This window comes from Microbacterium sp. KNMS (assembly GCF_053851835.1).
The window spans coordinates 23,858-50,739 of record NZ_JBSQBP010000012.1 but is presented as its reverse complement, the minus strand read 5'-3'; the positions used below and the strand labels follow the sequence as shown (position 1 = coordinate 50,739).

Annotated in this window: 20 protein-coding genes; 12 read left to right on the top strand and 8 right to left on the bottom strand. The window is 71.3% G+C overall.

The window, feature by feature from the left end; translation table 11 throughout:
- Positions 1-54: 54 nt before the first annotated feature.
- Complete coding sequence (locus tag ACWXWW_RS09195) at positions 55-3,498, bottom strand: glycoside hydrolase (protein WP_455969691.1); 3,444 nt, start codon at positions 3,496-3,498, stop codon at positions 55-57.
- Between the two features lie 406 nt (positions 3,499-3,904).
- Here ACWXWW_RS09195 and ACWXWW_RS09190 point away from each other — a divergent pair, with 406 nt between their 5' ends.
- Positions 3,905-5,029 carry a branched-chain amino acid aminotransferase gene (locus tag ACWXWW_RS09190; protein WP_455969742.1) on the top strand — a complete coding sequence of 375 codons (1,125 nt, stop codon included), beginning with the start codon at positions 3,905-3,907 and terminating at the stop codon, positions 5,027-5,029.
- Between the two features lie 49 nt (positions 5,030-5,078).
- Here ACWXWW_RS09190 and ACWXWW_RS09185 read toward each other — a convergent pair whose 3' ends face one another.
- Both ACWXWW_RS09185 and ACWXWW_RS09180 read right to left on the bottom strand, forming a co-directional pair.
- A complete protein-coding gene (locus ACWXWW_RS09185) occupies positions 5,079-5,948 on the bottom strand; it encodes an AraC family transcriptional regulator (RefSeq protein ID WP_282979903.1) in 870 nt (289 codons plus the stop codon).
- A gap of 77 nt (positions 5,949-6,025) precedes the next feature.
- Positions 6,026-7,402 carry a plasmid pRiA4b ORF-3 family protein gene (locus ACWXWW_RS09180; RefSeq protein ID WP_282979902.1) on the bottom strand — a complete coding sequence of 459 codons (1,377 nt, stop codon included), beginning with the start codon at positions 7,400-7,402 and terminating at the stop codon, positions 6,026-6,028.
- A 116-nt stretch (positions 7,403-7,518) separates the two neighbouring features.
- Here ACWXWW_RS09180 and ACWXWW_RS09175 point away from each other — a divergent pair, with 116 nt between their 5' ends.
- Genes ACWXWW_RS09175 through ACWXWW_RS09165 form a run of 3 tightly spaced genes read left to right on the top strand, consistent with a single transcriptional unit; the run spans position 7,519 to position 9,274 of the window.
- Positions 7,519-8,100 (top strand): dihydrofolate reductase family protein, encoded by a 582-nt coding sequence (locus tag ACWXWW_RS09175; protein ID WP_282979900.1) that lies wholly within the window; start codon positions 7,519-7,521, stop codon positions 8,098-8,100.
- Positions 8,097-8,705 carry a TetR/AcrR family transcriptional regulator gene (locus ACWXWW_RS09170; RefSeq protein ID WP_455969690.1) on the top strand — a complete coding sequence of 203 codons (609 nt, stop codon included), beginning with the start codon at positions 8,097-8,099 and terminating at the stop codon, positions 8,703-8,705. The genes ACWXWW_RS09175 and ACWXWW_RS09170 overlap by 4 nt, the downstream gene beginning before the upstream one ends.
- Complete coding sequence (locus tag ACWXWW_RS09165; RefSeq protein ID WP_282979897.1) at positions 8,702-9,274, top strand: hypothetical protein; 573 nt, start codon at positions 8,702-8,704, stop codon at positions 9,272-9,274. The genes ACWXWW_RS09170 and ACWXWW_RS09165 overlap by 4 nt, the downstream gene beginning before the upstream one ends.
- A 253-nt stretch (positions 9,275-9,527) precedes the next feature.
- Here the strand turns inward: ACWXWW_RS09165 and ACWXWW_RS09160 are convergent, their stop codons facing one another.
- Both ACWXWW_RS09160 and ACWXWW_RS09155 read right to left on the bottom strand, forming a co-directional pair.
- Complete coding sequence (locus tag ACWXWW_RS09160) at positions 9,528-9,890, bottom strand: hypothetical protein (RefSeq protein WP_455969688.1); 363 nt, start codon at positions 9,888-9,890, stop codon at positions 9,528-9,530.
- 96 nt (positions 9,891-9,986) lie between these two features.
- Positions 9,987-10,349, bottom strand: coding sequence for a MerR family transcriptional regulator (locus ACWXWW_RS09155; protein WP_455969687.1), 363 nt, complete (start codon positions 10,347-10,349; stop codon positions 9,987-9,989).
- Positions 10,350-10,399: 50 nt separating this feature from the next.
- On the opposite strand from ACWXWW_RS09155, the gene ACWXWW_RS09150 reads away from it, so the two are divergent.
- Positions 10,400-11,290 (top strand): aldo/keto reductase, encoded by an 891-nt coding sequence (locus tag ACWXWW_RS09150; protein ID WP_455969686.1) that lies wholly within the window; start codon positions 10,400-10,402, stop codon positions 11,288-11,290.
- A gap of 1 nt (position 11,291) precedes the next feature.
- Here the strand turns inward: ACWXWW_RS09150 and ACWXWW_RS09145 are convergent, their stop codons facing one another.
- Complete coding sequence (locus ACWXWW_RS09145; protein WP_455969685.1) at positions 11,292-11,810, bottom strand: ATP-dependent endonuclease; 519 nt, start codon at positions 11,808-11,810, stop codon at positions 11,292-11,294.
- Between the two features lie 24 nt (positions 11,811-11,834).
- Entirely contained in the window at positions 11,835-12,863 is a 1,029-nt protein-coding gene (locus tag ACWXWW_RS09140; RefSeq protein WP_282979891.1) for a LacI family DNA-binding transcriptional regulator, read from the bottom strand.
- A 176-nt stretch (positions 12,864-13,039) separates the two neighbouring features.
- Between ACWXWW_RS09140 and ACWXWW_RS09135 the strand changes: the two genes are divergently transcribed.
- From ACWXWW_RS09135 to ACWXWW_RS09120, 4 genes are all read left to right on the top strand, one after another.
- Positions 13,040-14,422: an ABC transporter substrate-binding protein gene (locus tag ACWXWW_RS09135; protein ID WP_455969684.1), complete on the top strand. Its 1,383-nt coding sequence runs from the start codon at positions 13,040-13,042 to the stop codon at positions 14,420-14,422.
- Positions 14,422-15,381, top strand: a complete 960-nt coding sequence (locus ACWXWW_RS09130; protein ID WP_271174117.1) for a carbohydrate ABC transporter permease — start codon at positions 14,422-14,424, stop codon at positions 15,379-15,381. The genes ACWXWW_RS09135 and ACWXWW_RS09130 overlap by 1 nt, the downstream gene beginning before the upstream one ends.
- Before the next feature lie 9 nt (positions 15,382-15,390).
- Positions 15,391-16,224: a carbohydrate ABC transporter permease gene (locus ACWXWW_RS09125; RefSeq protein WP_421075914.1), complete on the top strand. Its 834-nt coding sequence runs from the start codon at positions 15,391-15,393 to the stop codon at positions 16,222-16,224.
- Positions 16,225-16,290: 66 nt separating this feature from the next.
- On the top strand, positions 16,291-17,589 hold the full coding sequence (locus tag ACWXWW_RS09120; RefSeq protein WP_455969683.1) for a glycoside hydrolase family 32 protein: 1,299 nt from the start codon (positions 16,291-16,293) through the stop codon (positions 17,587-17,589).
- Between the two features lie 69 nt (positions 17,590-17,658).
- Here the strand turns inward: ACWXWW_RS09120 and ACWXWW_RS09115 are convergent, their stop codons facing one another.
- Positions 17,659-22,650, bottom strand: coding sequence for a CshA/CshB family fibrillar adhesin-related protein (locus tag ACWXWW_RS09115; protein ID WP_455969682.1), 4,992 nt, complete (start codon positions 22,648-22,650; stop codon positions 17,659-17,661).
- A gap of 398 nt (positions 22,651-23,048) precedes the next feature.
- Here ACWXWW_RS09115 and ACWXWW_RS09110 point away from each other — a divergent pair, with 398 nt between their 5' ends.
- From ACWXWW_RS09110 to exaC, 3 genes are all read left to right on the top strand, one after another.
- Entirely contained in the window at positions 23,049-23,771 is a 723-nt protein-coding gene (locus ACWXWW_RS09110) for a GNAT family N-acetyltransferase (RefSeq protein WP_455969681.1), read from the top strand.
- A gap of 72 nt (positions 23,772-23,843) precedes the next feature.
- Positions 23,844-25,151, top strand: coding sequence for a GAF domain-containing protein (locus ACWXWW_RS09105; RefSeq protein ID WP_271174112.1), 1,308 nt, complete (start codon positions 23,844-23,846; stop codon positions 25,149-25,151).
- A gap of 100 nt (positions 25,152-25,251) precedes the next feature.
- Positions 25,252-26,799, top strand: coding sequence for an acetaldehyde dehydrogenase ExaC (exaC, locus tag ACWXWW_RS09100; protein ID WP_271174111.1), 1,548 nt, complete (start codon positions 25,252-25,254; stop codon positions 26,797-26,799).
- Positions 26,800-26,882 lie beyond the last annotated feature (83 nt).

The window sequence follows — 26,882 nt, the reverse complement described above, 5'->3', positions numbered from 1 at the left end:
TGCGGCGGACAGGGGTGCATCCCCGTCCGCCGCAGCGTGTGCGGTATCCGCTTCTCAGCGGCGTGCCGGCGCGGGCAGCATCCGCTCCTCCTCGCTGACGAGGGTCGCGCTCTCGACACCGGGAGCCGACACGGTGAGCTCGACGCTCAGGTGCTTGCCGGCGTCGCCGCGGACCGGCGTGTAGCTCGAATCCGTCGCACCCGCGATCGGCCGCCCGTTGCGCAGCCACTGCCACGAGACGTCGCCGTCGGCGGGGGCGAACTCCGCGATCGCTTCGACGGGCTCGCCGATCGCGGGCGCCTCGCTGAGCTCGAGCCGCGTGATCACCGCCGTCCTCGAGATCGCGACGGTCGTCTCGCTCGAGACGGATCCGTCGGCCGATGTCACGACGATGCGCGCGGTCCAGCCATTCGAGGCGTCGGCCTGCTCGACCTCGACCGATGCCTCATCGTCGAGCGCGAAGGCCTGCACGACGGGCGGAATGGACGGATCGGCGGTCACCTCGTAGGCACTGGCCTCGGGCGAGAAGCCCTCCACCGTCTCGCCGGCCACGCGGAGGTCCGCGAGGGTCGCGACTGCGGCCGGCGAGGCCACGCTCTCGAACAGCTCGACCTCCGAGACGATCATGTGCATCCCCTCGGCGGCGTGCAGGGTGAAGCGCACCCCGGTCGCCGTCCGGGTGGCGAACTCGGCCGTCACGATCGGAGCGCCGGTGGACGGAGACTCCACGGCCTGCGGAGACTCCCAGCCGGGCGCGGGCGCCCAGGTGCCGTCGGCGTCGCGCACCTCGATCGTCATCGTCTCGGCCCAGCTCGGGCGGCCGTCGCGCCAGAAGCGGATCGCGGCTCCGTCGAGGTCGCGCGCCTCGAACGTGTACGTGAGGGTGCTCGTCTGCTGCTGAGCGCTGCCGGACCAGTTCGACCATCCCTTGTCGTCGAGGACGCCGTTCAGGGTGCGCTCCGCCGGGTAGCCGGGCTCCGTGTAGCTGGCCTCGACCGCGACGCCGCCGTCTGCCGCGAAGCTGCGCTGCGTGCCCTCCGTGACGAGCACGGCGAGCCGCGCCTCGAGCTCCGCGCCGTCGGCCTGCGCCGTCCCGGCGATCGAGATCGCACCGGGCTCGGTCAGCGCGCTCTCATCCAGCGTCGTCCAGTCCCACTCGACCGGCACCTCGAAGGCGTGCTCCGACGCCCCCACGCGGGCCGGGACGGTGTCCGGCGCCGCGGCACGCACAGCGTCCGCCGTGGTGCCCGCCGCGACCGTGACCGATACCGGATCCGTCGCGGTGAGGCCGCCGACATCGACGTGCGCGACGACGGTGAACGTCTGCCCGAACAGGTCGACGGCCGTGCCCGGCACCTCCACGCGGCCCTCGTTCTCCCAGGTCGCGTCATCCGGAAGGTCCCACTCGACCGGAACCGCCGCGCCCGTGCCCCACGCGTACGCGGAGAGGACGGTCTCGGGCAGCAGAGGAGCGACGCCGGCCGTCGTGCGCGCAGGGATCGCCGTCCCATTGACGGGGGTCAGGTCGCGCGCCTCCCAGGCCTGGTTCGCTCCTCCGTTGGAGCCGTACACGCCAACCGAGGCGCCCTCGGCCGAGGACTGCCCGCCCACTTCGAGCGCGAGCGCGAGCGCCTCGTTCACGAACGAGAAGCTCTTCCCGTCGGTGGTGTTGACGATCCACCGCGTCTCGGGGCTCTGGGCCGCGGCCGTCGGGTCGATGTCGCGCAGGTCGGTGCCCGCGCTCGTCGCGCCGAGGACGCGTCCGTCGCCGTTCTCGAGCACGACGCGCTGGGTCGCGGTCCTCTCGCCGACGGCGACCGTGTGGGCCGTCCACTTCTGCGCCGCTGCGGTCGCCGTGTCGTCGGCGAGCGTCGTGATGCTCGTCGCCGCACCCGAGCCGCCGGCGGTGAGCGCCTTTCCGCTCTGCGCACCGACGAGCTGGTAGCTGTGCCCATCCTCGATGGCGGGAGCATCGGCCGAGACGCCGGAGACGCCGTCGATCACGAACGTCGTGACCGACTTCGCGGGCACCGTGAGCGTGGCCGACGCGTCGTCGACGAGGACGGGTGCTCCCTCGACGAGCGCGTTCGCGGTCGGCTCATCGGGCGACGGGGCCTCCGTCGTGACGTACGGCGTCACGGTAGCGCCGTCCGCGATCTCGCCGAAGGCGGAGAGATCGAGCGTGACCGAAGCCGCATCCGCGCTCGTGTTGCGGTGGACGACGGTCGCGCCCGTTCCGTCACCGCGGATGGCCGCGGTGCTCGAGGTGTCGTCGACGGGCACGAGGCGATCGCCCTCGTGGATGAACTTCGTGAAGTTGCGGATGGTGTTGAACTTCGAGTTGACCTCGACGCCGCACGGCTCGACGGCGGTCGAGTCGCCGCCCGCGTCCGCGACGCGTCGCGCCGACTTCCACACGGTGCGGCCATCCTCCTCGTAGGGCTCGCAGTCGAGGTCGATGAAGACCGAGCCCCAGTTGAGGTCCTCGCCCTGCGGCTGCATGTTGTAGAGGTCTTCGACGGGCTGCCAGAGCACCCACGCGCTCGGCTCGAGCTCGCGCAGGTCGTCCATGATCCGACCCGCGATGCCGAGACCGTTCTCGATGTCGACGGGGTCGTAGCCGTCGACCCAGCTGCCCTCGATCTCGCTCATCCAGAGCGGGGTGTCGGCCTGCTTCGCGAGGTCGCGCACGACGAGGCGTCCGCTCGTGCCATACGTGTGCACGTTCATGCGGCTGACGTCCTCGCGCGTCTCCGCGGGGTATGCCGCCCAGTTCCGCGCGAAGATCCCCGGGTTCGTCTCGTCCATGGCCGAGATGCGCGCATCCGTCTCGGCCCCGTCGAGCACGGCGGCGAGCGCCTCGACGACCTCGACCTGGCGCTGCGGCCCGACGTGCATGCCCTCCTGGCGGCCGCCGACCGGAACGCCGTTCTCGAGCCGCGTCCCCCAGTAGTTCGTGTTCGGCTCGTTGAACGGGTCGATCGTGTCGACCTCGATCCCGTGCTCGGCTTCGAGGTGCTCCGTGACGTTGACGAGGTACTGGGCGAACGCCTCGTCCGCCTCGGGCTTGAGCTGCTCGGCAGCCGCGTCGAACCCGCCCGAGACGTAGCCGCTCTCGGTCATGAAGTAGGGCGCCGAGTTCGCGAAGGTCTCCCAGTGCGTGATCTGCCCGTCGGCGACCAGCCGGTCGACCCACCAGCGCTGCGTCTCGTCCGCGTCCCAGTCATAGTGCGCGGGGTCATCCGCGTCGAACGCCGCGAGAACCGCGTCGCGATCGGCGTAGGTCGTCGCCGCTCCGCCGTAGAGCCCCTCGGAGCCGTCGGGATCCGGCGCCCACCAGCCCTCGACGGCGCCGCCTGCGCGCAGGTAGTCGGCCACGTCCGAGGCGTTGCCGCCGCCGATGTTGTAGCGGGCGATGTTGAGGTCGAGCCCGTCCTCGCGCGAAGACGGCCTGGTAGAGCTCCTCGCGGAGTTCCTCGGGGTAGTCGCCGGTCGCATTCGCGAACCAGACGAGGCTTGTGCCCCACCCCTGGAACGCCTCGCCCGCGGAGGCGGGGTTCGGCGTGATCGTGACGGATCGCTCCGCCGCCTCGGCCGCGCTCGCGGCGGGTGAGGCGATCAGCGCCCCTCCCACGAGCGCGGCGCCCGTCGTGAGCGCCGCGGCGCGCCGCAGCGTGTGCGATGTCGGCATCGACACTGCCCCTTTCGTCGTCGAAAGCGTCGCGCGGCACCCGGCTGAGCCGTCCGCTGCGACAGACCATGTTTGCGCAACCATAGCGGATGCGGCCCGATCGCGGCAGGCCGCGCGCACGCCACGACCTCGCGATTGGCCCGAGACGGAGGGCCCACTCCTCTGCGAGCCTGCTCGGATGGGCGTGCCATGCACACGCGGGAAGGGAACGAGATGACGACGACGGCGACCGGATACACGGCAGGCGACTTCACGGTGCGGCGGAATGCCGCCCCGACCTCGGTCGGCGAGCGCGAGCGCATCCTCGAGGACCCGGTGTTCGGCCAGCGCTTCACCGATCATATGGCGATCGCGGAATGGAGTGCAGACAGCGGCTGGCACGACCTGCGCGTGGAGCCCATGGGGCCGCTTCCGCTCCATCCTGCAAGCGCCGTCCTGCACTACGGCCAGGAGATCTTCGAAGGCCTCAAGGTCTATCGCCATCCGGATGGCCGGCTCGTCACGTTCCGCCCGGAGATGAATGCGCGGCGGATGGCGCGCTCGGCGGAGCGGCTCGCCCTGCCGGTCCCGCCGGAATCGCTGTTCCTCTCGGCGGTCGACGCGCTCCTCGCGCAGGACGCGGAATGGGTTCCCGCGCGGCCCGGCGCGAGCCTCTACCTGCGTCCGTTCGTCATCGCGTCGGAGGCGTTCCTCGGTGTGCGGCCGGCGAAGCAGGCGCTCTTCGGGGTGATCGCCTCGCCCGCGGGCGCCTATTTCTCGGGCGCGAGCGAGGGCGTCTCGCTCTGGCTCTCGACGGACTTCTCGCGCGCGGGGCGCGGCGGCACGGGAGCCGCGAAGTGCGGAGGGAACTACGCGGCGTCGCTCGCCGCCCAGCGCGAGGCCGAGGCGCACGGCTGCGCGCAGGTGCTCTTCACCGACGCCGAGACGCACACCTGGGTCGAGGAAGCAGGCAGCATGAACATCTTCTTCGCCTTCGCCGACGGGTCGATCGTCACGCCCCCTGCCGAGGGGACCATCCTCGAGGGCGTCACGCGCGACAGTGCGCTCGCGCTCGCGGCCGACCTCGGCCACCGGGTCGAGGAGCGCCCCGTGAGCGTCGACGAGTGGGCCAGGGCGGCCGCGGACGGAACCCTCGCCGAGGTGTTAGCGACGGGAACCGCCGCGGTCGTGACGCCCATCGCCCGTCTCGTCTCGCCCGAGCGCGTCATCGAGACGCCGACCGCGGGCTTCGGCCCGATCGCCGCCCGGCTGCGCGACGAGCTGACCGGCATGCAGTTCGGCACCGTGCCCGATCGATTCGGGTGGCTGCGTCAGGTCGGCCGCGCGTCGGCCGCCTGACGGCGGGCCATCCGCCACGTCTCGCGAGCGGCGGATGGCCCGGTGCGCGTCAGGCGCGCTCGACCGGGAGCCAGAGCTCGCAGCGGGCCTGCGTGAACGCGGCGTCGTGCTCGAGAACGGCCACGATGGATGGCCCCGGACGCAGGCGCCAGGGGTTCGACGGGAACCACTCCGCGGCGGTCGCGGCCCACATGTCCTGCAGGGCCTTCGGATGCGGGCCGTCGCTCGTGAAGACGGCCCAGCTGCCGGCGGGCACCGCGATCGCATCGAGGTCGTCGGGAGCGTCGACGTCATCCGAGATCGCGACACCGTGCAGGTACGTCAACTCGCTGCCCTCCGCGCTGTCCTGCTCGATGTCGTCGGTCACCTGGAGGATGCCCGCCGGCTCGGTGTCGCCGAGCGCCTTGAGACGCACGTGCTCTTCCATCGGGATGCGGGCGATGTGCTCCTGGATGTGCGGGTTGACCCCCTCGTGAATGAGCGGAACGCGCGTGGCATGGCCGACCAGCCGGAGTGCGGGGCGTTCGATGAGGCGGACGTGCATGGGGGTGCTCCCTTCGACGGTCAGGCGGAACCTGAGCTGCTGTTGACTGCGGAAGGGGCCGCCGTCGCGACGGGCCTCGCTCGGGCCGACGCCGTGCACGCTGCGGAACGCCCGCGCGAACGCCTCGGCGGATCCGTAGCCGTACCGCACCGCGATCGCGAGCAGGTCGCTCGACGACTCCGCGACATCCGCCGCGGCCAGGGTCATGCGCCGCCTCCGGACGTATTCCGAGACCGGCATGCCCGCGAGCGACGAGAACATCCGCCGCAGGTGGTGCTCCGTCGTGCCGTGGGCGTGCGCGACGACGGTCACGTCGATCTCGTCGTCGGGCGTGCGCTCGACGGCGTCGATCAGGTCGTTGAGTGCGGCGATCATGGCCCCTCCTTCCGCATCGAGTCTCGTTCGCACGACCGCTGCTCCGCCCGACCGTTCCGGACCGATCCGGTCGGGTTCTACCGCAGCGCCTCGCGCGCGAAGAGGGCGATGTCGGCGCTTCCCTCGCGCGTGAGCCGCTCGCGCCATCCGAAGAGCACCCCGAGCAGGTCCTCCGTCCGCCCGGCGACGCTCGCGATGTCGTCGCGGTCGAACTCGCCGCTCGGGTGCTGCCATCCCGCCATCGTGAGCCCGAAGGCGATCGCGCGCCACCGCTCATCCGCCGGGGTGCCGTCGGCGAGCGAGAGGAACAGGAGCACGGCCGCGTCGACCTCGGCGTCCTGCAGCTTGCGGTAGAGCCCGCGCGCGACGAGTCGCAGCAGCCGCCGCGGGTGGCCGAGCGCCTTCCTCGCCTCTGCGCCCAGCAGCAGGCGCCCCTTCTGCACCCGCACGAGCCCGAGGCGCTGCGCCGTCTCGCGCAGGTTCGCGATCGGCGGCGTGAGGTCCTCGCGGTTGCCCTTGCCGATCCAGTCCTCGATCCAGCCGAGCGCGGTCATGCCGTCGAGCACGACGTCGGGCGGCAGCCAGCCCGCCGAGGTGAGGTCGATGCCGCCCGCGCCGACGGCATCCACGAGCCATGCGAAGGGGCGGATCAGCCGCTCGGCCGTCGCATCGTCGAGGTCGGTGGGCGCGAGCACGCCGGTGCGATAGAGATGCTGGCGGAGCTCAGAGCGGATGGCCGGAGGCAGCGTCCCCGCGAACGCGACGATAGGCGACTCGAGGTCGACATCGCCCGGCGGGCGCAGCTCGTCCGCCTTGACGAGGCCCGACATGTCGTAAGGGTGGACGCCCGAGCCGCTGGGGTTGAACAGCAGATTGAGCTCGGCCTGGATCGACGGCGGGTCGAAGAACGTGGGGTCCGCGGGCGCCCAGGGCCCGACGGTGTCGGCGACCCACTGCCGGATCTCGTCGTGCTCCGGGTGGTCGGGGTCGGCCCAGATCGCGCACTTCTCCTGATACCCCTCCGCGCCGCCGGAGTCCTCCCACGGCCCGCGATTGCGCCCCGTGCGCAGAAGCACGGGCGGGGCCTCGGCGATCGGCGTCATCTCGTGGTTGATCTCCACGAGGTGGTGCCACGTGTCGCCGAAGTCGTAGATGTAGGCGAGCGGTGACTCCTCGAGGGCGCCGAGGATGGTCCACTCGTCCTCATCGAGGATCTCCGGATCGTCGGACGACGGCTGCCCCCACCGCAGGGGCGGGCGCGGGGTGAGGTCCTCGGTGAGGGGCAGGCCCTCGAAGGTCTCGTGTCGGTGGGTCTCGCGCCAGCCCAGCATCACCTGGATCGCCATATGCAGCTGGCGGATGGTCATCTGGCCGTCGATCTCGAACTCGCGCCAGATCTCCGGCTCGACGTCGCGCAGGGTGACGCGGAGGTAGAGGCGCTCGTCCGGTTCCATGGGTCGATCGTACGGACAGGCCGCGGCCCAACGTTGGGCCAGGGCCCTTGTGAGCCGTTCGGCTAAGTCGTACAGTGCTGTTCGAGAAGCGGGGAGGGCTCTCGAGAGGAGTCATCATGTCGAAGGTGATCGCGGCGATCTCGATGTCGCTCGACGGATTCGTGACCGGTCCCGACGTCTCGCGCGAGCAGCAGCTCGGCACAGGCGGGATGGCGCTGCACCGATGGGTGCACGCGCCCGACGAGCACGACGTGGAGCTGCTCGGCCGGATGGCCGGCGCCGCGGGCGCGGTTCTCATGGGCCGCACGTCGTACGACCTCGCCGAGGGCGACGGCGGGTGGGGTGACGGCGGGCCGGTCGGGGCGGTGCCCTGCTTCGTGCTGACCCACGAGGCCCCGGATCTGGAGACCGTGCGCGCACGTGACGTATTCACTTTCGTGACGGATGGCCTCGGGAGCGCCGTCGCGCAGGCTCGCGAGGTCGCGGGGGAGCGGGCTGTCGCCGTGCACGGGGCGAGCGCGACGCAGCAGTGCCTCGCCGCGGGCATCCTCGACGAGATCTGGATCCATCTCGCACCGCTCCTGCTCGGAGAAGGGGTGCGGCTCTTCGAGCACGTGGGTGGGCAGCATGAGCTCGAGCGAGTGGACGTCATCCCCTCGTCGACTGCGACGCACCTGCACTACCGGGTCATCCGGTGACAGCGGCGCCGACCGCCAAGCGCGCCGACGCGCAGCGGAACATCCAGGCCATCCTCGACGCGGCCGCCGTCTGCCTCAGCAAGGACGCCGCCGCGAGCGTGGCCGAGATCGCCCAGGCGGCAGGGGTGGGGCGCGTGACCCTGTACGGGCACTTCGCGAACCGCGCCGAGCTCATCGACGCGGCCATCGCGCGCGCCATCGACGAGGGCGACGCAGCGCTCGCCGCGATCGACCTCGGTGGCGACCCGCGGACGGCTCTCGTGCGCCTCGTCCGTCAGAGCTGGTCGGCCATCGTGCAGATCGGCGCGCTGATGAGCGCGGGGGCGGCCACACTGACGCCGGAGCGGATGCTCGAACTGCACTCGCGCCCCGTGTCGCGCGTCGAGGCTCTCGTGCGGCGCGGACAGGAGGCCGGCGCCTTCCGGTCGGATCTCCCGACCACCTGGCTCGTGAGCACTCTCCACCGCGTCATGCACGGCGCAGCCGAGGACATCGACGCCGGTCGTCTCGCGGCCGCGCAGGCGCCTTCCGCCATCGTCGCGACCGCGCTCGCGGCATTCACCCCGCCGGGCCATCCGGTGCCCTCTCTCGAGGAGTGGTCATGACCGTCGTCGCCGGGCGGAGGACACCCTGGCTGCTGCGCCGCTGGGCCGCCCTCGCCGGGATCGTGTTCGGAGGGGCGCTCGCCCTCGCCTTCGCGCGCGGCTTCTCGGACTCCGCCGAGGTCGCTCAGGTGCTCACGGCGGCCGGGTTCGTCTACCTCGGCGCCGCGGCGCTCGGCCGGCCCAGCCTCGCGTGGCCGCTCTTCGGCGTCACCTTCGTGCTCATCGGCGTTGGGGCCCTCGTCGACGGGTTCAACGCGTTCTGGGCCCTGGTCGTCCTCGCGATCGCGCTCGCCGTCGTCGGCGTCGTGCGCGGGGCCATCCGGCCCCCGTGGGGGCTTCCGCTGCAGGCCGCTGCGATGGCGGCGATCATCGGGATCGCGCTTGTCGTCGCGGCGCTCGGTCAGCCGTGGGCGGGAGTGCTCGTCGGGCTCGGGCTGCTCGGGCACGCGGTGTGGGATGCGCGGCACCTGCGCGCCCGACGCGTCGTCGCGCCATCCATGGCCGAGTTCTGCTGCGCTCTCGACGCGCTGCTGGGCGCGGCGGTGATCGGGATGTCCGTGGTCGCGTGAGTCACGGTGACTCAGGCGAGCGACTTCTACTCTGACGCGTCCTCGTACCAGTAGTCCCACCCCGACCCGTATCGATACCCGAGGTGTCGAAAGAGCTCGGCGGCCTCGTGCCGCGAAAGCCCGAGGCCTTCCTCGACCGTCTTCCGATCCCAGCCGGGTTCTGCCTTTATCAGACGAGCAAGCTCGGGCCGTGGCGGGTTGCTCATGCCACCCAACACCCATCGATCGAGCTCTTCTCGATGTTTGCGGAACTTCAGGCGTTCGATTTTTCGGGTGCCGTCCCGATACATGCCGTAGATTGCGTACAAGGTGAGGCCGTTGTTGATAAGAGTCCACAGGTCATGGAAGAGGGACCCCCGCGGCGAGCATCGTCGAGCGGCAGCGCGAGGCCGCCGGCGAAGTCGGCCACCTCGCCGAACGTGGCATGATCTCCCACCGCGGCGACGACTGAGCCGTATTCGCCGACGACGATGAAGTGGAGCGCGTCGACTCCGAGCTCTTGCTTTGCGCGGGGAGCAAAAGGCTCGTCCGGAGTTCCAGTGACGTCGACTCGTCGGTTGTTGCGTGCATACCCGTCAGCCAGGTGTTCGCTGAAATCGATCGAGATTGTCGTCATAGCGGCACGCTACTCGGGGCTTCTGACGTGCCGAGCATTCCGAGACGATCGCGCTCAGCGGCTGAGTCACCGTGACTCACGCGCCGCTCGCGGACGTCACACTGCGACGAGTCGTCGCAGCCCCTCGACCGTCTCGCGCTGATGGTCGAGCGTCTCGATGCGCTCGTCGATGGACTCGAGATGCTCACGGAGGTAGTCGGCGACGCACGCGTCGAGTCTGACGCCATCGCCGATGAAGCAGGGCAGGATGTTCGCGACGATCGCGAGCGGCAGCCCGGCGTCGAGCAGACGCCGGATGCGGAGCACCGTCTCGACGGAGGCGCGATCGAAGCGGCGGTGCCCCGCCGCGGTGCGAACCGAGGTGATCAGGCCCTGCTGCTCGTAGTAGCGGATCGAGCGGACGCTTGAGCGCGTGCGCTCCGCGAGCTCGCCGATCGCGATCGCATCGAGACGCTCCATGTCGATCTCCTCTTGCATCTGACACTGATGTCAGGTCCTACGGTCGCCCCATGACCACGACACACGACGCAACCGCTGCCCTGACGCAAACCTTCCCGCTCGGAGGCGACCTCGCCATCCACCGGATCGGGTTCGGCGCGATGAGGCTCACCGACGCGACCGGTGATGGCACCCAGGCCGGAGCGCGGATCTGGCAGGCACCCGCTGATCCGGCTGCTGCCATCGCTGTGCTTCGCCGGGCCGTCGAGCTCGGGGTGCAGTTCATCGACACGGCCGATTCCTATGCCCTGGGCGAGAACGAGGAGCTGATCGCCCGGGCCCTGCACCCCTACGGTGAGGATCTCGTGATCGGAACCAAGGTCGGCAACCTCAGGCCCTCGCCGGAGGAGTGGGTCCCCCTGGGGCACCCTGCCTACCTCCGTCAGCAGGTCGAGCTCTCGCTCCGACGGCTCCGTCTCGACCGGATCGATCTCGTCAGCCTCCACCGCCTCGACCCGGCGTACCCCGTCAGCGACCAGGTCGGGGCTCTCGCCGAGCTGCGCGCCGAGGGCAAGATCCGGCACATCGGTCTGTCCGAGGTGTCGGTGGCCGAGATCGACGAGGCCCTCGCGGTCGCGCCGATCGCCGCCGTTCAGAACCTCTACAACGTGGGCGCGCGCGATCACGACCCCGTGGTGGACTACACGGCTGCGCGCGGCATCGCGTTCGTGCCGTTCTTCCCGCTCGCGGTCGGCGCCCACACGCGCGCGTCCGGAATGCTCGACGAGGTCGCGCGCAGGAACGGCGTGCTGCCGGGTCAGGTGGCGATCGCCTGGCTCCTCCGTCGCTCTGCGAATGTCGTCCCGATCCCCGGGACCACATCCATCCGCCATCTGGAGGAGAACATCGCGGCCTCGAGCGTCGAGCTGAGCGATGACGACCTGATCGCGCTCGGCGGCTGAATCACCGTGATTCAGCCGCCGCGTGGATGACCTCCACGAGCGGCCGGGGTAACTCGTCAGGGCGGAGGATCGCGACGAGAGCGGAGGCGTAGCGGAGCTTGCGCCCGCCGATCGATCCCATGAAGCGGTGAAGCACCTCCTCGACAGGGTGCTCGCGGTGGAAGGGCTGACCGCGCAGCGCGCGCCACGCGGGCAGGTCGCCCTCCGCCTCGATGACGTCGAGCACGCGGTCGGCTCCCGCCGCGCGGATCAGCTCCTCCTCGAGATCGCGCTCGCACGCGAAGAGAGCGGATGGCTGCGCCGACGAATGCGCGAGCGCGCGCTCGACACGGTGGTGCTCGGGTGCGTCGTAGAGGACGACGATGCGGTCGGCCGCGTGCTCCTCAAGGTGGCGCAGGAGGTTCGTGATGCCGTACATGACGGCGATCTCGGCCGAGAGCGGGCGCCGCAAGGTCACGGCCGCCGCCTGTAGGGCGGCGCGATCGCTCTCGCCCTCGACGAGGATCACGGTCCGCGACATGAGGGGACGGTAGCAGGGGAGACCTCAGGGCCGCGGCGGCCCCACCGACTCCCGCTCGATGAGCGGCATGGGCACGAGCTCGTGGCCGAGCTCGCGCTCGCCGAGGATCATCGACGCGCCGAGGGCGCCGATCTCGGGGTAGGGGAGACGCGCGGTGGTGAGCCCTGGTCGCTGGTAGCCCGCGAGCACCTCGTCGTCGAACGAGATCACCGAGACGTCGTCGGGGATCCGCCGACCGCGCTCGAGGAGCACCTGGTAGACCCCGAGTGCCACCGCGTCGTTCGATGCGAGGATCGCCGTCAGGTCGGGTTCCCGCGAGAGAAGCGCCGCCGCGGCGTCGTAGCCGAGCGCCGGCTGCCAGTCGGCGATGTCCACGCGCGCCGGGACGACCCCCGCCTCGTCGAACGCGCGCTGGATGCCGTCGAAGCGCAGCGCGATGGTCGCGCTTCGCCGGAGGTCCGACACGATCTCATCGGGCAGGTCGCCGACGAGGCCGATCCTCCGGTGCCCCGCGTCCAGCAGGTGACGCGCCACGGCGTACCCCGCTGCGCGCTCGTCGGGCAGAACGCTCGGATGACCCGAGGACGATCGCCCGTTCACGATCGCCACGGGCACGTTCGTCGAGGTCTCCGGCAGGTCGATCATGCGCGCACCCATGAGCCCGATGAGGATGCCGTCGACGCGGTGGTCGATCATCGTCTCGAACGCGTCGGCGAGGGCGCCGTCGCCACCGCCGGTCTCGGCGATGAGCACGGTGTGCTCGTGCGCCTTGGCGACCTCGAGCGCTCCGCCGATGAGCCCCGAGGCCTGACGCGTCAGCGTGACCTGATCCGAGATGAATCCGATCGTCTGGGTCCTGCCGCGGCGGAGCACGCGGGCAGCCGGATTCGGGCGGTAATCGAGCTCGGCTGCGGCCGCCCGCACGCGATCCGCCGCGGCGGCGGAGAGCCTCGAGCCCGGCCGGTCGTTGAGGATCATGCTCACGGCGGCCTTCGACATGCCCGCGCGCTCGGCGACGTCCGCGAGCGTGGCGCGGCGGCCCTGCTTCGGCATGGCACTCCTCGCTGCGTCCTCACCGACGCCCGGTTGCTGAATTGTTTCAGCATATCCCTCGCACACGGTTCCCGACCATGCTACGGTGCATCTGCTGAACGCATTCAGCACTCCATTTCATGGCACACGATCGGCTCGCGCGAGCCGATCGTGGCCCCATCCGCAGGAGCAACAACGTGGTTGAACTGAGTCGCAGGGCTGCGCTCGCCCTGCTCGGCCTCGGGATCGCCGGCACGGCGATCTCCTGGCCGCGCCTGACCGGTGCCGACATCCCTGGTCGCGGCGACGACGCGCTCACCGTCGCCCTCTTCGGGACCGCCCAGGACGCGGCCGCCCGGCAGTCGCTCGTCGAGGGCTTCCAGCGTCTCCATCCCGGCATCACCGTCCGCATCGTCGCGGTCCAGGGCCAGGACTGGAGCAACTTCTTCGCGAAGATCCTCACGATGGTCGCCGCGGGCAACCCGCCCGACGTCGTGTCGGTCGCGACCGAAGGCACGCAGCTCTTCGCCGAGCGGCTTGCCCACCCGATCGACGACTACGTCCAGCGTGACGCCGCCGACCTCCAGGAGTACTTCGACGACGTCCATCCCTCGCTCATCGAGTCGTTCATGTACAAGGGGAGCCTCTTCCAGCTGCCCGACAACTTCAACGCCGCGAACGTGTACTACAACACGGCCGCGTTCGAGCGGGCGGGCCTCGACCGGCCCCGCGACGACTGGACGGTCGACGACTTCTTCACCGTCGCGCGCACGATGAAGGACTCGGCCGAGGGGAGCTTCCTCCCGTACTTCTGGAACAACCGCCTGTGGGGCGGCGTCGTGCCGTGGCTGTACGTCAACGACGCGAGCTTCCTCACCGAGGAGAAGGCGCCGGGCGGCGACTGGCTCTGGTCGCGGTTCTACCCCGGCGAGGCGCCGCGCGGCGGCGGCTATCTGTGGCAGAACGCCGACGCGCTGAACGAGCGTACGATCGAGAGCTTCGAGGTGCTGCAGCGGATGGTCGGCGAGGGCATAGCGGCGAACCCCGCGCAGGGCGGCGGCAACGAGCTCGTCTCGCTCTTCGCCCGCGGCTCGGTCGGGATGACGCCGGCCGGGGGGTTCTGGGTACAGGGTCTGCATGACGCGGGCTTCGCGAACGACGAGTACGACGTCACGTACTTCCCCCGGATGCGGAGCCAGCGCCACCAGTTCGGCGCGGGCGGCTACGCGATCATGCAGACCTCGCCCCGCAAGGACGAGGCGTGGGAGTGGCTCAAGTACTGCATCTCGACCGAGGGCATGGCGCTCGCCCACCAGAAGCCCGACTCGTCGCTGCCGCGCCGCACCCTGAACGCCGAGCTGTACGGCGGCGAGATCGGACCGAAGCACTGGGAGGTGTTCTACGACACCCTCGACCGCCATCCCGACACCGGGCCCATGCCCGCCCCGCCGCAGCAGGCCGCTGTGGAATCCGCGCTCATCAAGAACGTCGTCTCGACGATCACAAACGGGCCCGGCGGCGTGCGCCGCGGGCTCGAGACGATGCAGCGCGACCTCGAACTCGCACTGAAGGGACGCTGATGTCCACCGTCGTCACTCCGCCGCCGAGCACGCGCGCGGCCGTCCTCCCTCGGGGCGTGAAGGGCGTTCGCCCCGAGGCCACGGCCAAGAAGGGCAGTCGCCTGCTCATCTGGGTCTTCCTCGCGCCCACCGTCATCGGGCTGGGCCTGTTCAGCTTCATCCCGATCGTCGGGTCGTTCCTTCTCGCCTTCTTCCGCTGGGACGTCATCACGGCCCCCGAGTTCGTCGGCGTGGACAACTTCGTCGAGCTCGCCGCCGACCCGACCGTGCGCGTGTCGTTCCTCAACACGATCGGCTTCGTCGTGGTCGCCGTGCTGCTCCAGCTCGCGGTCGCCCTCTTCCTCGCCGTGCTCGTCCAGTCGAAGATGCCGAGCTGGTTGCGGACGTTCTTCCGCTCATCCCTCTTCTTCCCGCTCATCCTCTCCGCGGCGTCCGTCTCGCTCGTCATGGCCTACCTGTTCAACCAGGAGTTCGGACTCGTGAACCAGGTGCTCGGATGGTTCGGGGTCGCCAACATCGGATGGCTCACGACGGGATTCGGCGCGAAGATCGTCGTCCTGCTCGTCTACGTCTGGCAGAACTTCGGCTTCACGTTCCTGCTCTTCCTCGGCGGCGTCTCGGCCATTCCGAAGGAGGTCTACGAGGCGTCCTCGCTCGACGGCGCGACCGGGTGGACGCAGTTCCGCCAGATCACGCTTCCGCTCGTGAGCCCGACGATGCTCGTCGCCTCGGTCATGGCGATCATCAACGCGCTGCAGATCTTCGACCAGCCGTACGTGCTCACGCGCGGCGGCCCGGGCGACGAGACCCGCACGGCAGTCATGGTGATCTACGAATCCGCCTTCCAGCAGCTCGAGTTCGGGCTCGCCTCCGCGATCGGCATCGTGCTGACCGTCCTGATCATGCTGGTGACGCTCGTGCAGTTCCAGCTCAGCAAGCGCTACGTCTTCTACGGATGAGGAACGACGATGTCCATCCACGCAGTTGAAGCCCGCTCCCCGCGGCAGGCCCTCGCCCAGGTCGGAAAGTACGCGGTGCTCGTCATCGCCGCGTTCTTCACGCTCGCCCCGGTCGTCTGGACGCTCATCACGGCGCTCACGCCGTCGAACCCGGAGACGAACGAGACCGAGTTCGGCCTCGGCGCCTTCGCCGACGTCTTCGCGCAGATCCCCGTCTGGCTCTACACCTGGAACAGCGCGCTCGTCACGCTGCTCATCGCGGCCGGGCAGATGCTCACCGCCGCGATGGCGGGCTACGTGTTCGCGCGGTTCGAGTTCCGCAGCAAGAAGGTCCTCTTCGCGCTCATCCTCGCCACGATGATGGTGCCGATGCAGGTCACGATCGTGCCCGTGTTCATGCTGATCCGCGGCATGGGCCTGGCCGACACGCTCCTCGCGCTGATCGTGCCGATGCTGCCGACCGCGTTCGGGACGTTCCTCATGCGGCAGTACTTCATGGGGCTCCCGCCCGAGCTCGCGGAGGCCGCCGAGATCGACGGCGCCGGGCCGTGGCGCGTCTTCTTCGGGGTCTACCTGCCGCTCGCGGCACCGGGTCTCGCGATCGTCGGGATCCTCGCGTTCAACTACCACTGGAACGAGTTCTTCCGCCCGCTCATCCTCACGATCAGCGAGCAGAACTTCACGCTCCCGCTCGGGCTCGTCACTCTCCAGGGCAACCTCGGCACCGGCTCGATCGCGACCGTCCTCGCAGGCGTCGTGCTCTCGATGATCCCCGCGCTGCTCGTGTTCATCTTCGGCCAGAAGCCGCTTCGCGAGGGCCTCACGGCCGGCGCGGGCAAGTAGCAGCTCCGCACGGTCGTCCCGCGTCCTGCGGGAAGCCGCGCGTCACCCCCCTCACGAAAGGACCCCATGTCGGACATCCTCGCCCCGGCCGTCGACCACCCCGATCGGAGCTTCCCGCGGCTTCACCCCCGCCCCGCGCGCGGTTGGGTGAACGACCCCAACGGCATCCTCTTCACGGAGGGGCGGTGGCACCTGTTCTTCCAGTACAACCCCGATTCGGCGCGGCACGAGCGCATCTGCTGGGGCCACGTCAGCTCGCCCGACCTGCTGCGGTGGGACGAGCATCCGATCGCCCTGCGCCCGCAGGAGGGCGGGCCCGATGCCGCCGGCTGCTTCAGCGGCGTCGGCGCGCTCGACGACGGCGTCCCGACCGCGATCTACTCGGGCGTCGTCGGCTTCGACGGTCGCTCGGAGGTCGTGATCGCGCGCGGATCTTCCGACGCCGAGACGTGGGAGCAGACCGGACACGTCGCGGCACGGATGCCGGCCGACCCCGCGATCACGATGGTGCGGGATCCGTTCCTCTTCGAGCTCGGCGGCCGCCGCTGGGCCTTGCAGGGATCGGGTCTCGCGGGGGATCGCGGCGCGCTGCTGCTCTATGCCGCCGACGACCTCGACGCGTGGGAGGAGCATGGCTTCCTGCTCACCTCGGACGACGAGGTGGCGGCGCAGCTGCCGGCATGCGAAGGCTGGGAGTGCCCCCAGCTCGTGCGCAGCGGCGACGACTGGGTCGTGCTCGTGTCGCTGTGGCGCGACGGCCAGCCTCATCTCGGTGTCGGCTACATCATCGGCGCGCTCGACATCGATTCCGCCTCGGGCCTGCCCGCGTTCCGCGGGCGCGCTTCGGGGATCCTCGACGAGGGGGCGGCGTTCTATGCGCCGCAAGCCGTGCAGGATGAGCGCGGCGACCGCGTGCTCCTGTGGGGATGGGCGCAGGAGGTCGCGGAGGACGGCGCCCGCGCGCGCACCCAGGAGGACAGCGACGCGCAGGGATGGTCGGGGCTGCTCACGTTCCCGCGCGAGCTGAGCGTGCGCGGCGACGACGTCGAGCTCGCACCCGCACGCGAGCTCGACGCGCTCCGGGCCCAGGAGGTCGACCCCGCGGCGCTCCCGGATCAGGCCGAGATCCGGCTCTCGGGGGAGGGGACGGCCGACCTGCGCCTGGGCGAGCAGGTCGTGTGGCGGGGCGAGCTCGGGGGCGATGACGTGCGCATTCTCATCGACGCGTCGATCGTCGAGGTGCACCCGCGGGGACGCGCATCCGTCACCCTGCGTGCGTATCCCGCGGAGGGGGAGCACTACGCCGTGTCGGCTGAGCCGGGGGTGTCGGCGACCGCGTGGCGGCTGGCGCTGCCCCAGGAATGAGGCGGGCCACCGTGGCAGACAGAGAGACGGCCGGCCATCCTTGCGGATGACCGGCCGTCTCTCATCGGGTCAGGCCGCGTTGCGCTCGCGACGACGGCGGACGACCATCAGGGCCGCACCGCCGGCCGCAGCGATGAGCGCCGCCAGGAGCGCGCCCACCGTGATCGACACGCCCGTGGGTGACAGCGAGCCGTCCTCCTCCGGCTGCGGGGCCGGTGTCGGGTCCGCCGGCGCACTCGGCGCGGGGTCGGCGGGGTCGGATGGCGCGGGCTCCGCGGGCTCGCTCGGCTCCGGCTCCGCGGGCTCGCTCGGCTCCGGCTCCGCGGGCTCGCTCGGCTGAGGCGCCGGGTCGGTCGGCTCGGGCTCCGCCGGTTCGCTCGGCTCGGGCGTCGGCTCGGGTGCCGGGTCGGTCGGCGTCGGCTCCGGGGTCGGCTCGGGTGCCGGGTCCGTCGGAGTGGGCTCGGGCGTGGGCTCGGGTGCCGGGTCGGTCGGAGTGGGCTCCGGGGTGGGCTCGGGTGCCGGGTCCGTGGGGGTCGGCTCGGGCGTGGGCTCGGGGGCCGGGTCCGTCGGAGTGGGCTCCGGGGTCGGCTCGGGCGTCGGCGTCACCGTCGGGTGCTCCGTGCACAGGCGCGAGTCGGGGTCGCACGCGGTCGGCGGCTCCTCGCCCGTCCGGGTGAGGTGGTTCGCCAGTGTGTGATCGCCCTGCTCGTCATACGGGCGCACCTCGACCGTGTAGGTCACCGCGGCGGTGGCCTCCGTGTCCAGCGTTCCCGTGACGTGCAGCACGTCTCCGTCGAGGACGACCGTGAGGCCATCCGCCGTCGGGCCCTCGACGAGCTCGGCGTCGTCCACCACGTCGGCGAGGGAGTCGGTCCAGTCCACCGCGGTCGCGGCCTGGCCGTCGTTCGCGAACGACAGCGTGTACGTCACGCGGTCGCCGGCGTCGACGGCCGTGCCCGATGCCGGGTCCGCCGACTTCTCGGCCGTGATGCGGCCGATCGGCGTCACGGTGCAGTCGGCCCCATCGCACGTCGCGGGCGGCTCCTCGCCCGAGGGAACGAGGAAGTTCGCCGCGACGTCATTCCCGCGCTCGCCCTCGGCGTTGACGACGACCGTGTAGCGCACGGTCACGACCTGGCCGGCCACGAGCTCGCCGGTGATCGCGAAGGCGCCGTTCAGCACCTCGGTCACCTGCAGCGCGTCATCGGAGGCCACCGGGGCCTCGCTGAGCGTGGCGTCGTCGAGCACGTCGGCCAGGCGGTCGATGTGCGCGACGGTCGCGGGGCCCTCGCCCTGGTTGTCGAACGTCAGGGTGTAGGTGAGCTCCGTGCCCGTCACGATCGGGTCGGACGACGCCTCGACCGCCTTGCCGGTGAGCAGGCGCCCGATGGGCGTCACCGTGCAGTCGGGGCGCTCGCCGTCGGCCGGCCGGCACGTCGGCTCGGTCGGCGGCTCCTCGCCCGCCGGCAGCAGGAAGTTCGCGGCGATGTCGTCGCCGCGCTCGCCGTCGGCCTTCACGGTCACCGTGTACATCACGGTCTCGACCGAGCGGGGTGCCACCTCGCCCGTGATCGCGATCGTGTCGCCGTCGCGGATGGCCGTGAGGGCTCCCGCGGTCGGCTCGACGGTCACGTCGGCGTCGTCGAGCACGTGGACGAGGTGGTCGACCTCGTCGACGCTCGCGGGCGCCTCGCCCGTGTTCTCGAAGTGGAGCGTGTAGGTCAGCTCGGTTCCCGCGGCGACCGGCGTCGCGGATGCCTCGACCGACTTCCACGAGGCGAGCTCGGGAACAGGGTGCTCGGTGCACGACACGAGGGCGTCGTCGCAGGACGGCTCGCCGAGGTCGCTCGGCGCGAGGACGTTGGCGAGGCGGCTGTCGCCGCGCGCGCCATCCTGCCCGACCTCGACCGTGTACTCGACGGTCGTGACCTGGCCCGGCTCGAGCGTGCCCGACACGCGCAGGGCGTCGCCGTCGATCACCGCGTCGAGCACGGCGGAGGACGGGTCGTCGACGAGGGCCGCGTCATCGAGCACACCGGACAGGTCGTCGACGTACTCGACGCCGCCGGCCGCCGTGCCGTCGTTGCGGAATTCGAGCGTGTAGGTCACGCGCTGGCCCGCGACGACCGTCTCGCTCGTCGCCGGGTCGGCCGACTTGGCGGCCGAGATCGCGGGCATCGGGGTCGACGTGCAGTCGTCGCCGCTCTCGCACGAGGTGCTCGGGGTCTCACCCGGCGCCACGAGGAAGTTGTCGGCGCGGTGGTCGCCCCGATCGGCCGCGGCCTTGACCGTGACCGTGTAGGTGATCGTCGCGGTCCTGCCCGCGCCGATCGTGCCGCCGATCGCGAAGCGGCCATCCTGCACCTCGGTCACCGTGACCGACTCCGTGTCGGACGACGGCTGGGTCGTCAGATCGGCGTCGTCGAGCACGCTCGAGAGGTCGTCCTCACGGGCGACGGGCGCGGTCGTCTCGCCCGTGCCCGTGACGGTGATCTCGTAGGTGAGCACCGTGCCCTCGGCGACCGGATCGGTCGACGCGGTCACCGACTTCGCGTACTTGACGGCCGCGATGGGCGTCGTCGTGCAGTCGGGGAAGCGCGCGGCGTCGGGCTCGCACACGGGCTCGGTCGGCGGCTCCTCGCCCGCGGGCAGGAGGAAGTTCGCCGCGATGTCGTCGACGCGCTGCCCATCCGGCTTCACGGTCACGGTGTACCGCACCGGCACCGTGGCGCCGGGAGCGACCGTGCCCGTGATGGCGATGCGGTCGCCGTCGCGCACGACTGTGAGCGTGTCGGACGACGGCTCGACGGTGACGTCGGCGTCGTCGAGCACGTGCACGAGGTGGTCGACCGCGTCGACGGTCGCATCGGCCTCGCCGTCGTTCGCGAACCACAGCGTGTACTCGAGCGTCGAGCCGGCGACGACGGGGTCGTCGTCCGTCTTGACGGTCTTCCACCACGTGAGGTTCGCCGCCGGGATCTGCGCGAAGTCGCAGCTCGGTGCGCCGGACGCGGTGTCGGCCTCGGGCACGCACGCGGTGTTGCGCAGGACGTTGTCGCCCGTGCCTCGGAAGTCGACCGTGTACTCGATCGTCACCGTCCGGCCCGACGCGAGAGCGCCCTGCCACGTGAGATAGCGCTCGCCGTCGAAGACCGGCTGCGGGTCGACATCGGACGTCGCGGTGCCGAAGACCGCGTCGTCGAGCACGTCGACGAGGTCGTCCTCGACGCGCGCGGGCTCCTCGGCCGTGAAGGCGCCGGGGCCCACGTTCGTGAGCTCGATGCGGAATGTCGCGGTCTCGCCGACAGCGGGGAGCTCCTCGGTGACCGCGGTCTTCACGACCTTCAGCTTCGGGAGCAGGTGCACGGCCTCCGCGCAGGGCTCGCCCGTCGTCGGGTCGACGCCGTCGGCGGGGTCGCAGCTCGGGGTCGCCGGGTTCTCGGGATCGTTCGGCTCCCACGCGACGTTGCGCGCGGTGCCGTCTCCGCCGGCCTTCACCGTGGTCGTGTAGGTGATCTCGACGGCGTCGCCCGCGGCGAGGGGCCCGGTCCACGACAGCAGCGGCTCGGCGTACGCGAGGTCGCCCTCGCGGTCGGCCCGCGCGTCGTCGCTGTACGCGGCGTCGTCCAGCACGCCCAAGAGGTCGTCGAAGACGACGGCCGGGTACGCGTCGGTGTACGCGGTGGCTCCCGTGTTCCGCGCGCGGACAGTGTAGGTGACCGTGTCGCCAGGGCGCGTGTCCGCGGTCGCGTCCGAGATCTTCTCGATCGCGAGGTGGGGCAGGGCGATCGAGAGCGCGTGGTCCTCGACCTCGCCCGTCGTCGTCATCCCCACGGGCGAGGCGACGCCATCCGCCGTCTGGGCGATGCGGATGCGTGCGAAGCTCGCGCCGTCCTGCGCGTCCATCGGCACGGTCCATGCCAGGTCGACGGACGAGCCGACGCACTCGACCGCTCCCGAGCGCTCGCCGTCGTCGAAGGCGCCGTTGCGGTTCCAGTCGATCCAGGCCGCGACGAACCCGGGCCCCGTGCAGGCCACGTCCTCGAGCACGTAGCGCTCCCCGGGCGTCACGTCGATCGATCCGATCGCGCCCACCGCGTCCTCATCGGCCTGGGCGGTGCGGTCGTCCGCGTCGGCGGCCGCGCTGAACTGGTGGCCGTTGTCCGAGTCGACGATCGCCCCGAGGCGCGTGCGGGGCTGGCTCTGGGTGGCCAGCGCGAACGACGACGAGGAGACGTTCGTCTCGCCCACTGGCACCTCGCCGCCGGTCCAGGCGCGCTCGAAGAGGGCGCCGGCAGCGCCGTAGCTCTCGGGGGCGTCGCCGAAGTCGGCCTCGAGGACGACGCCGAGCGCGACGGCGCTCTTGCCGCCGCCCTTGACCGTCACAGCGGCGCCGGTCGCGCCGTCCATGTAGCCGATCGCCATCGGGCCGCTGCCGCCCCGCTGTCGCGAGGAGCACTGCTCGGCATCCGGGTGCAGGCGCAGGGTCTTGTCTGATCCGAGGGTCGCCAGCACGTTCGTGTCGCAGCTGCGCGCCCGCTCGATCACGCGCCAGGTCGTGGCGGCCTCGTCGGGCTTGGCCTGGACGTACTCGCCCTGGCTCCGGTTGCTCGACTCCGCATCGGCGACGACGAGGCCGCCGAGCGGCACGAGGGCGCCGTTCAGGCGCGTCTCGCACGAGAAGTGGAAGCTCACCGTCGCGCCGTTGTCGCGGTTCACGAGGCCGTACACCATCTGGTTCGCGGAGCCCGCGCCGCCGATGTTGTACAGGTCGTCGAGCGAGTCGCCGCTGTAGTCGCCCGAGCGGTACGCCGCGACGCTGCCGACGACATCCGTGATCGTGCACGTCGTCGTGAGCTCCTGACCCGCGATGTCGCGCGTGCTCGTCGCGGTCGTCCCGTTCGTGATCGGAGCGCCGCTCGCGCCCCATTCGATCCAGTCGATCGCGCCGATGTGCCGGCCCGATCCGCCCTCCGCATACGTCGCCGCAGCGGGCTCCGCGACGACGAGCGCGCCCGTCGCTCCGACAAGCCCTGCGACGAGCGTCGTGATGACGGCCATCGCGCCGCGTCGCGTCCTGCGTCGTCGTCCGTCACGGCGCCTTCCGCGCACGCCGAACGTCGGTGTCTCCGTTTTCACCGGTGCCTCCCCAGACAGCCTCTTTTTCGAGAGGGCAGGAGACACGGCGCGCTCCAGAGCGCACGGCGCCAAGCCGAGATGACCGTCGGCCCCAGACCGAACGATCGCATGGGCGTGCGAGCACGCCGAGATTCCCCAACCCCGCCTTCGACCCTATGGGGACTTCTGCCCAGCTGCCGTCCGCACACAGCGGATCTGCAGGTTCGCCCCGCTTTTTCGCCCGCGCATTCACCCCGCCTCACCCGCGGGCGTGTCGGGAAGCGTCCGCGGCCATCGCGCGTTGCCGCTCGTGCCGCCATCCGCTCGACAGGAGGACTCCCATGACCTCGGCCATCCCGCTGCCCGCTGACCCCGCGGTCGACGACGCGGTCCTCGACAACCCGGCCTGGTCATCCCTCACCGGCCCGCACGCGCACTTCGCGATCGGCAACGAGCTTGTGAAGCACTACCCGGCCGACGTCTCGCCGTTCGTCGGCGTGCGCTCGTGGAGCGACCCCGACGTGTGGGACGCGCTCATCGACGTGTTCGGGCCCGGCGCGCCCGTCACGATCTCGAACGCCGACCCCGAGCTCCCGAGCGGATGGGCCGAGCTCGGCCGCGGCTCGGGCGTCCAGCTCGTCGAGACGGAGCGGCTCGCGCCCGTGCCCTTCGACGAGGCCGTCGAGCTCGGCGCGGGCGACGTCGCCGACATGCTCGCGCTCGTCGAGCGCAACCAGCCCGGCCCGTTCCTGCCCCGCACGCACGAGCTCGGCCGCTATGTCGGCGTGCGGCGGGATGGCCGCCTCGTCGCGATGGCGGGGGAGCGCCTGCACCCGGCCGGCTGGACCGAGATCAGCGCCGTGTCGACCGACGAGGCCTACCGCCGGCAGGGCCTCGCGTCGCGGCTCGTGCTCGATGTCGCCTTCCACATCCGCGAGCGCGGCGACCGGGCCCTCCTGCATGCGGCGGCCGACAACGTCGGCGCGATCCGCGCCTACGAGAAGCTCGGGTTCGCGCTGCGCCGCACGTCGGAGTTCCTCACGGTGCAGACGCCCGAGCGCTGACCGGGCCTCCCCGACAGCAGCGCGGCGACCTACACTGGTGGCCATCCGCTCCCTCGACGAGGAAGGAGCCCCATGTCGTCGCCGTGGCTGCGCAGCGAGGGCGTCCGCGCCTCGCGGCTCCTCGTCGAGCGCGCGCACGATGAGCTCCTCGCCGGCAACAGCGCGGATCCGCGCCTCGCGCAGGTGCGGCCCCTCGTGCGGGAGTCGTGGCGGAGGTCCGTCGGCAGCGCGGTGGGAGCCGAGGCGCTGCCCGCTCTCGAGCTGACCGGAGCCGCCCTCGAGGAGTACCGGCGTGCCCATCCGCTCGCGGGCGCGCTCGCGCTCATCCGCGGGCTCCTCCTCCCCGGCGAGGCCGACGAGGCGGGCGTCGTCGTCGCGGTCGGCGATGCCGCCGGCCGCCTCCTCTGGGTCGAGGGCGACCGCCGCGTGCGCGCGCTCACGGGAGACATGGGCTTCGTCGAGGGCGCGAACTGGGCCGAGGACCGGGTCGGCACCGCGGCACCCGGCACGGCGCTCGCCCTCGGGAGGTCGGTGCAGGTGCGCGGCGCCGAGCACTTCAACCGCTTCGTGCAGCCGTGGTCGTGCACGGCCGCCCCGGTCAGAGACCCCGAGAACGGCCGCCTCATCGGGGTCATCGACGTGACCGGCGGCGACGAGGCCGCGACCCCGCAGGCGCAGCTGCTCGTCGACGCCACGGCGCGCGCGGTCGAGGGCGAGCTCCTGGTCGCGCGGCTGCGCGCGGAGAGGGAGCCGTCGCGGAAGCCGCGTCGACGCGTCGAGACGGCGCAGCGGGCGACGCTCAGCGTGCTCGGCCGTGATCGCGCGCTGCTCACCCTCGCCGGAGACGGCGGCGAGCGCGTCGTCGAGCTCGGCATGCGCCACGCCGAGCTCGTGCTCATGCTCGCGACCCATCGTCAGGGGCTCACGGCCGAGCGGCTCGCCGAGCTCGTGTACGGCGACCCCGCCGCGATCGGCACGCTGCGGCCCGAGATGGTGCGGCTGCGCAAGCTGCTCGAGCGGATGGCGCCGGCGCTCGTCCCCGAGTCCCGCCCGTATCGGATGGCCGGCGAGATCGAGACCGACGCGCAGCAGGTGCTCTCGCTCCTCGACCGCGGCGCCCACCGCGTCGCGCTCGCGGCCTACCGGGGCGACGTCCTGCCCGACTCGGCCGCACCGGGCGTCGAGGAGCTGCGCGAGACCATCCGCTCGTCCCTGCGGGAGGCGCTCCTCGCGGAGGCCGGCGTCGACGTGCTCCTCGCGTACACCGACACCGCGGCGGGCGCCGACGACGTCGAGGCGCTGCGGCAGGTGCTGCGGATGCTCCCGGCCCGGTCGCCGCGGCGCGCCGGCGTCGTCGCGCGGCTCGTGGCGCTCGAGTAGCCCTCCCGCGCGCAATCCGATGCAACCTCCGGCGACGTAGCGTGACGGCACAGCCACGCGGGGGCATCCCCGCGACGTCGCGCAGTCGAAGGAGACAGCAATGACCATCGTGGAAGAGGGCGTCTCGAGCGTCTACGCCGCCCCGGGCGAGAAGGGCTCCGTCGCCCAGTACCGCGCTCGCTACGGCCACTACATCGGCGGGGAGTTCGTCGCCCCGGTCAAGGGCGAGTACTTCGAGGACATCTCGCCCGTCAACGGCAAGCCGTTCTGCGAAGTCGGCCGCGGCACCGCCGAGGACATCGACCGCGCCGTCGAGACGGCGTGGAAGGCGTTCGCGTCGTGGCGGCACACGAGCCCCGCCGAGCGCAGCGTCATCCTCAACCGGATCGCCGACCGCATCGAGCAGAACCTCGAGGCGATCGCCGTCGCCGAGACGTGGGAGAACGGCAAGCCCGTGCGCGAGACGCTCGCGGCCGACATCCCGCTCGCGGTCGACCACTTCCGCTACTTCGCGGGCGTGCTGCGTGCGCAGGAGGGCGGGATCAGCCAGCTCGACGAGAACACCGTCGCGTACCACTTCCACGAGCCGCTCGGCGTCGTGGGCCAGATCATCCCGTGGAACTTCCCCATCCTCATGGCGACGTGGAAGCTCGCGCCCGCGCTCGCCGCGGGCAACTGCGTCGTCCTCAAGCCCGCCGAGCAGACGCCCGCGTCGATCCTGTTCCTCTTCGACCTCATCGGCGACCTCCTGCCGGCGGGCGTCGTGAACATCGTCAACGGCTTCGGCATCGAGGCGGGCGCTCCGCTCGCGTCGCACAAGCGCATCCGCAAGGTCGCGTTCACGGGCGAGACGACCACAGGGCGCCTCATCATGCAGTACGCGTCGCAGAACCTCATCCCCGTGACGCTCGAGCTGGGAGGCAAGAGCCCGAACATCTTCTTCGAGGACGTCGCGTCGGCGCAGGACGCGTACTACGAGAAGGCGAAGGAGGGCTTCGCGATGTTCGCCCTGAACCAGGGCGAGGTCTGCACGTGTCCGTCGCGCGCGCTCATCCAGCGGTCGATCTACGACACGTTCCTGTCGGATGGGCTCGACCGCGTCTCGAGGATCCGGCAGGGCAACCCGCTCGACCCCGAGACGATGATCGGCGCGCAGGCGTCGAACGACCAGCTCGAGAAGATCCTGTCGTACATCCAGATCGGCAAGGACGAGGGCGCGAAGGTCCTCGCGGGCGGCGAGCGCGTCGACCTCGGCGGCGACCTCACGGACGGGTACTACGTGGCTCCGACCGTGTTCGAGGGGCAGAACAGCATGCGGATCTTCCAGGAGGAGATCTTCGGCCCCGTCGTCTCGGTCACCGGCTTCGACACGTACGACGACGCCATCGCGACCGCCAACGACACCCTCTACGGTCTGGGCGCGGGGGTATGGAGTCGGAGTGCCGACCTCTGCTACCGTGCTGGTCGCGCGATCGAAGCAGGGCGGGTGTGGACGAACACCTACCACCAGTACCCGGCGCACGCCGCCTTCGGCGGCTACAAGCAGTCGGGTATCGGGCGGGAGAACCACCTGCGTATGCTCGATCACTACCAGCAGACGAAGAACCTTCTCGTCTCCTATGCGGAGGGGCCCATGGGCTTCTTCTGATCCGATCGGATCCGCCCGGGCGGGATGACCCGAATCCCCGCCCGGGCGTCGGATCCCCGCGACGACGACGTCGCGGGTGCACA

Coding starts and splice junctions, on each gene's coding strand:
- ACWXWW_RS09195 (WP_455969691.1), bottom strand. CDS start 3,498: ATGCGACCGGCGACTACCCCGAGGAACTCCGCGAGGAGCTCTACCAGG.
- ACWXWW_RS09160 (WP_455969688.1), bottom strand. CDS start 9,890: ATGACGACAATCTCGATCGATTTCAGCGAACACCTGGCTGACGGGTAT.
- ACWXWW_RS09115 (WP_455969682.1), bottom strand. CDS start 22,650: ATGGCCGTCATCACGACGCTCGTCGCAGGGCTTGTCGGAGCGACGGGC.
- ACWXWW_RS09125 (WP_421075914.1), top strand. CDS start 15,391: ATGTCCATCCACGCAGTTGAAGCCCGCTCCCCGCGGCAGGCCCTCGCC.
- ACWXWW_RS09185 (WP_282979903.1), bottom strand. CDS start 5,948: ATGATCGCCGCACTCAACGACCTGATCGACGCCGTCGAGCGCACGCCC.
- ACWXWW_RS09105 (WP_271174112.1), top strand. CDS start 23,844: ATGTCGTCGCCGTGGCTGCGCAGCGAGGGCGTCCGCGCCTCGCGGCTC.
- ACWXWW_RS09180 (WP_282979902.1), bottom strand. CDS start 7,402: ATGGAACCGGACGAGCGCCTCTACCTCCGCGTCACCCTGCGCGACGTC.
- ACWXWW_RS09175 (WP_282979900.1), top strand. CDS start 7,519: ATGTCGAAGGTGATCGCGGCGATCTCGATGTCGCTCGACGGATTCGTG.
- ACWXWW_RS09165 (WP_282979897.1), top strand. CDS start 8,702: ATGACCGTCGTCGCCGGGCGGAGGACACCCTGGCTGCTGCGCCGCTGG.
- ACWXWW_RS09145 (WP_455969685.1), bottom strand. CDS start 11,810: ATGTCGCGGACCGTGATCCTCGTCGAGGGCGAGAGCGATCGCGCCGCC.
- ACWXWW_RS09110 (WP_455969681.1), top strand. CDS start 23,049: ATGACCTCGGCCATCCCGCTGCCCGCTGACCCCGCGGTCGACGACGCG.
- ACWXWW_RS09140 (WP_282979891.1), bottom strand. CDS start 12,863: ATGCCGAAGCAGGGCCGCCGCGCCACGCTCGCGGACGTCGCCGAGCGC.
- ACWXWW_RS09190 (WP_455969742.1), top strand. CDS start 3,905: ATGACGACGACGGCGACCGGATACACGGCAGGCGACTTCACGGTGCGG.
- ACWXWW_RS09130 (WP_271174117.1), top strand. CDS start 14,422: ATGTCCACCGTCGTCACTCCGCCGCCGAGCACGCGCGCGGCCGTCCTC.
- ACWXWW_RS09150 (WP_455969686.1), top strand. CDS start 10,400: ATGACCACGACACACGACGCAACCGCTGCCCTGACGCAAACCTTCCCG.
- ACWXWW_RS09120 (WP_455969683.1), top strand. CDS start 16,291: ATGTCGGACATCCTCGCCCCGGCCGTCGACCACCCCGATCGGAGCTTC.
- exaC (WP_271174111.1), top strand. CDS start 25,252: ATGACCATCGTGGAAGAGGGCGTCTCGAGCGTCTACGCCGCCCCGGGC.
- ACWXWW_RS09155 (WP_455969687.1), bottom strand. CDS start 10,349: ATGGAGCGTCTCGATGCGATCGCGATCGGCGAGCTCGCGGAGCGCACG.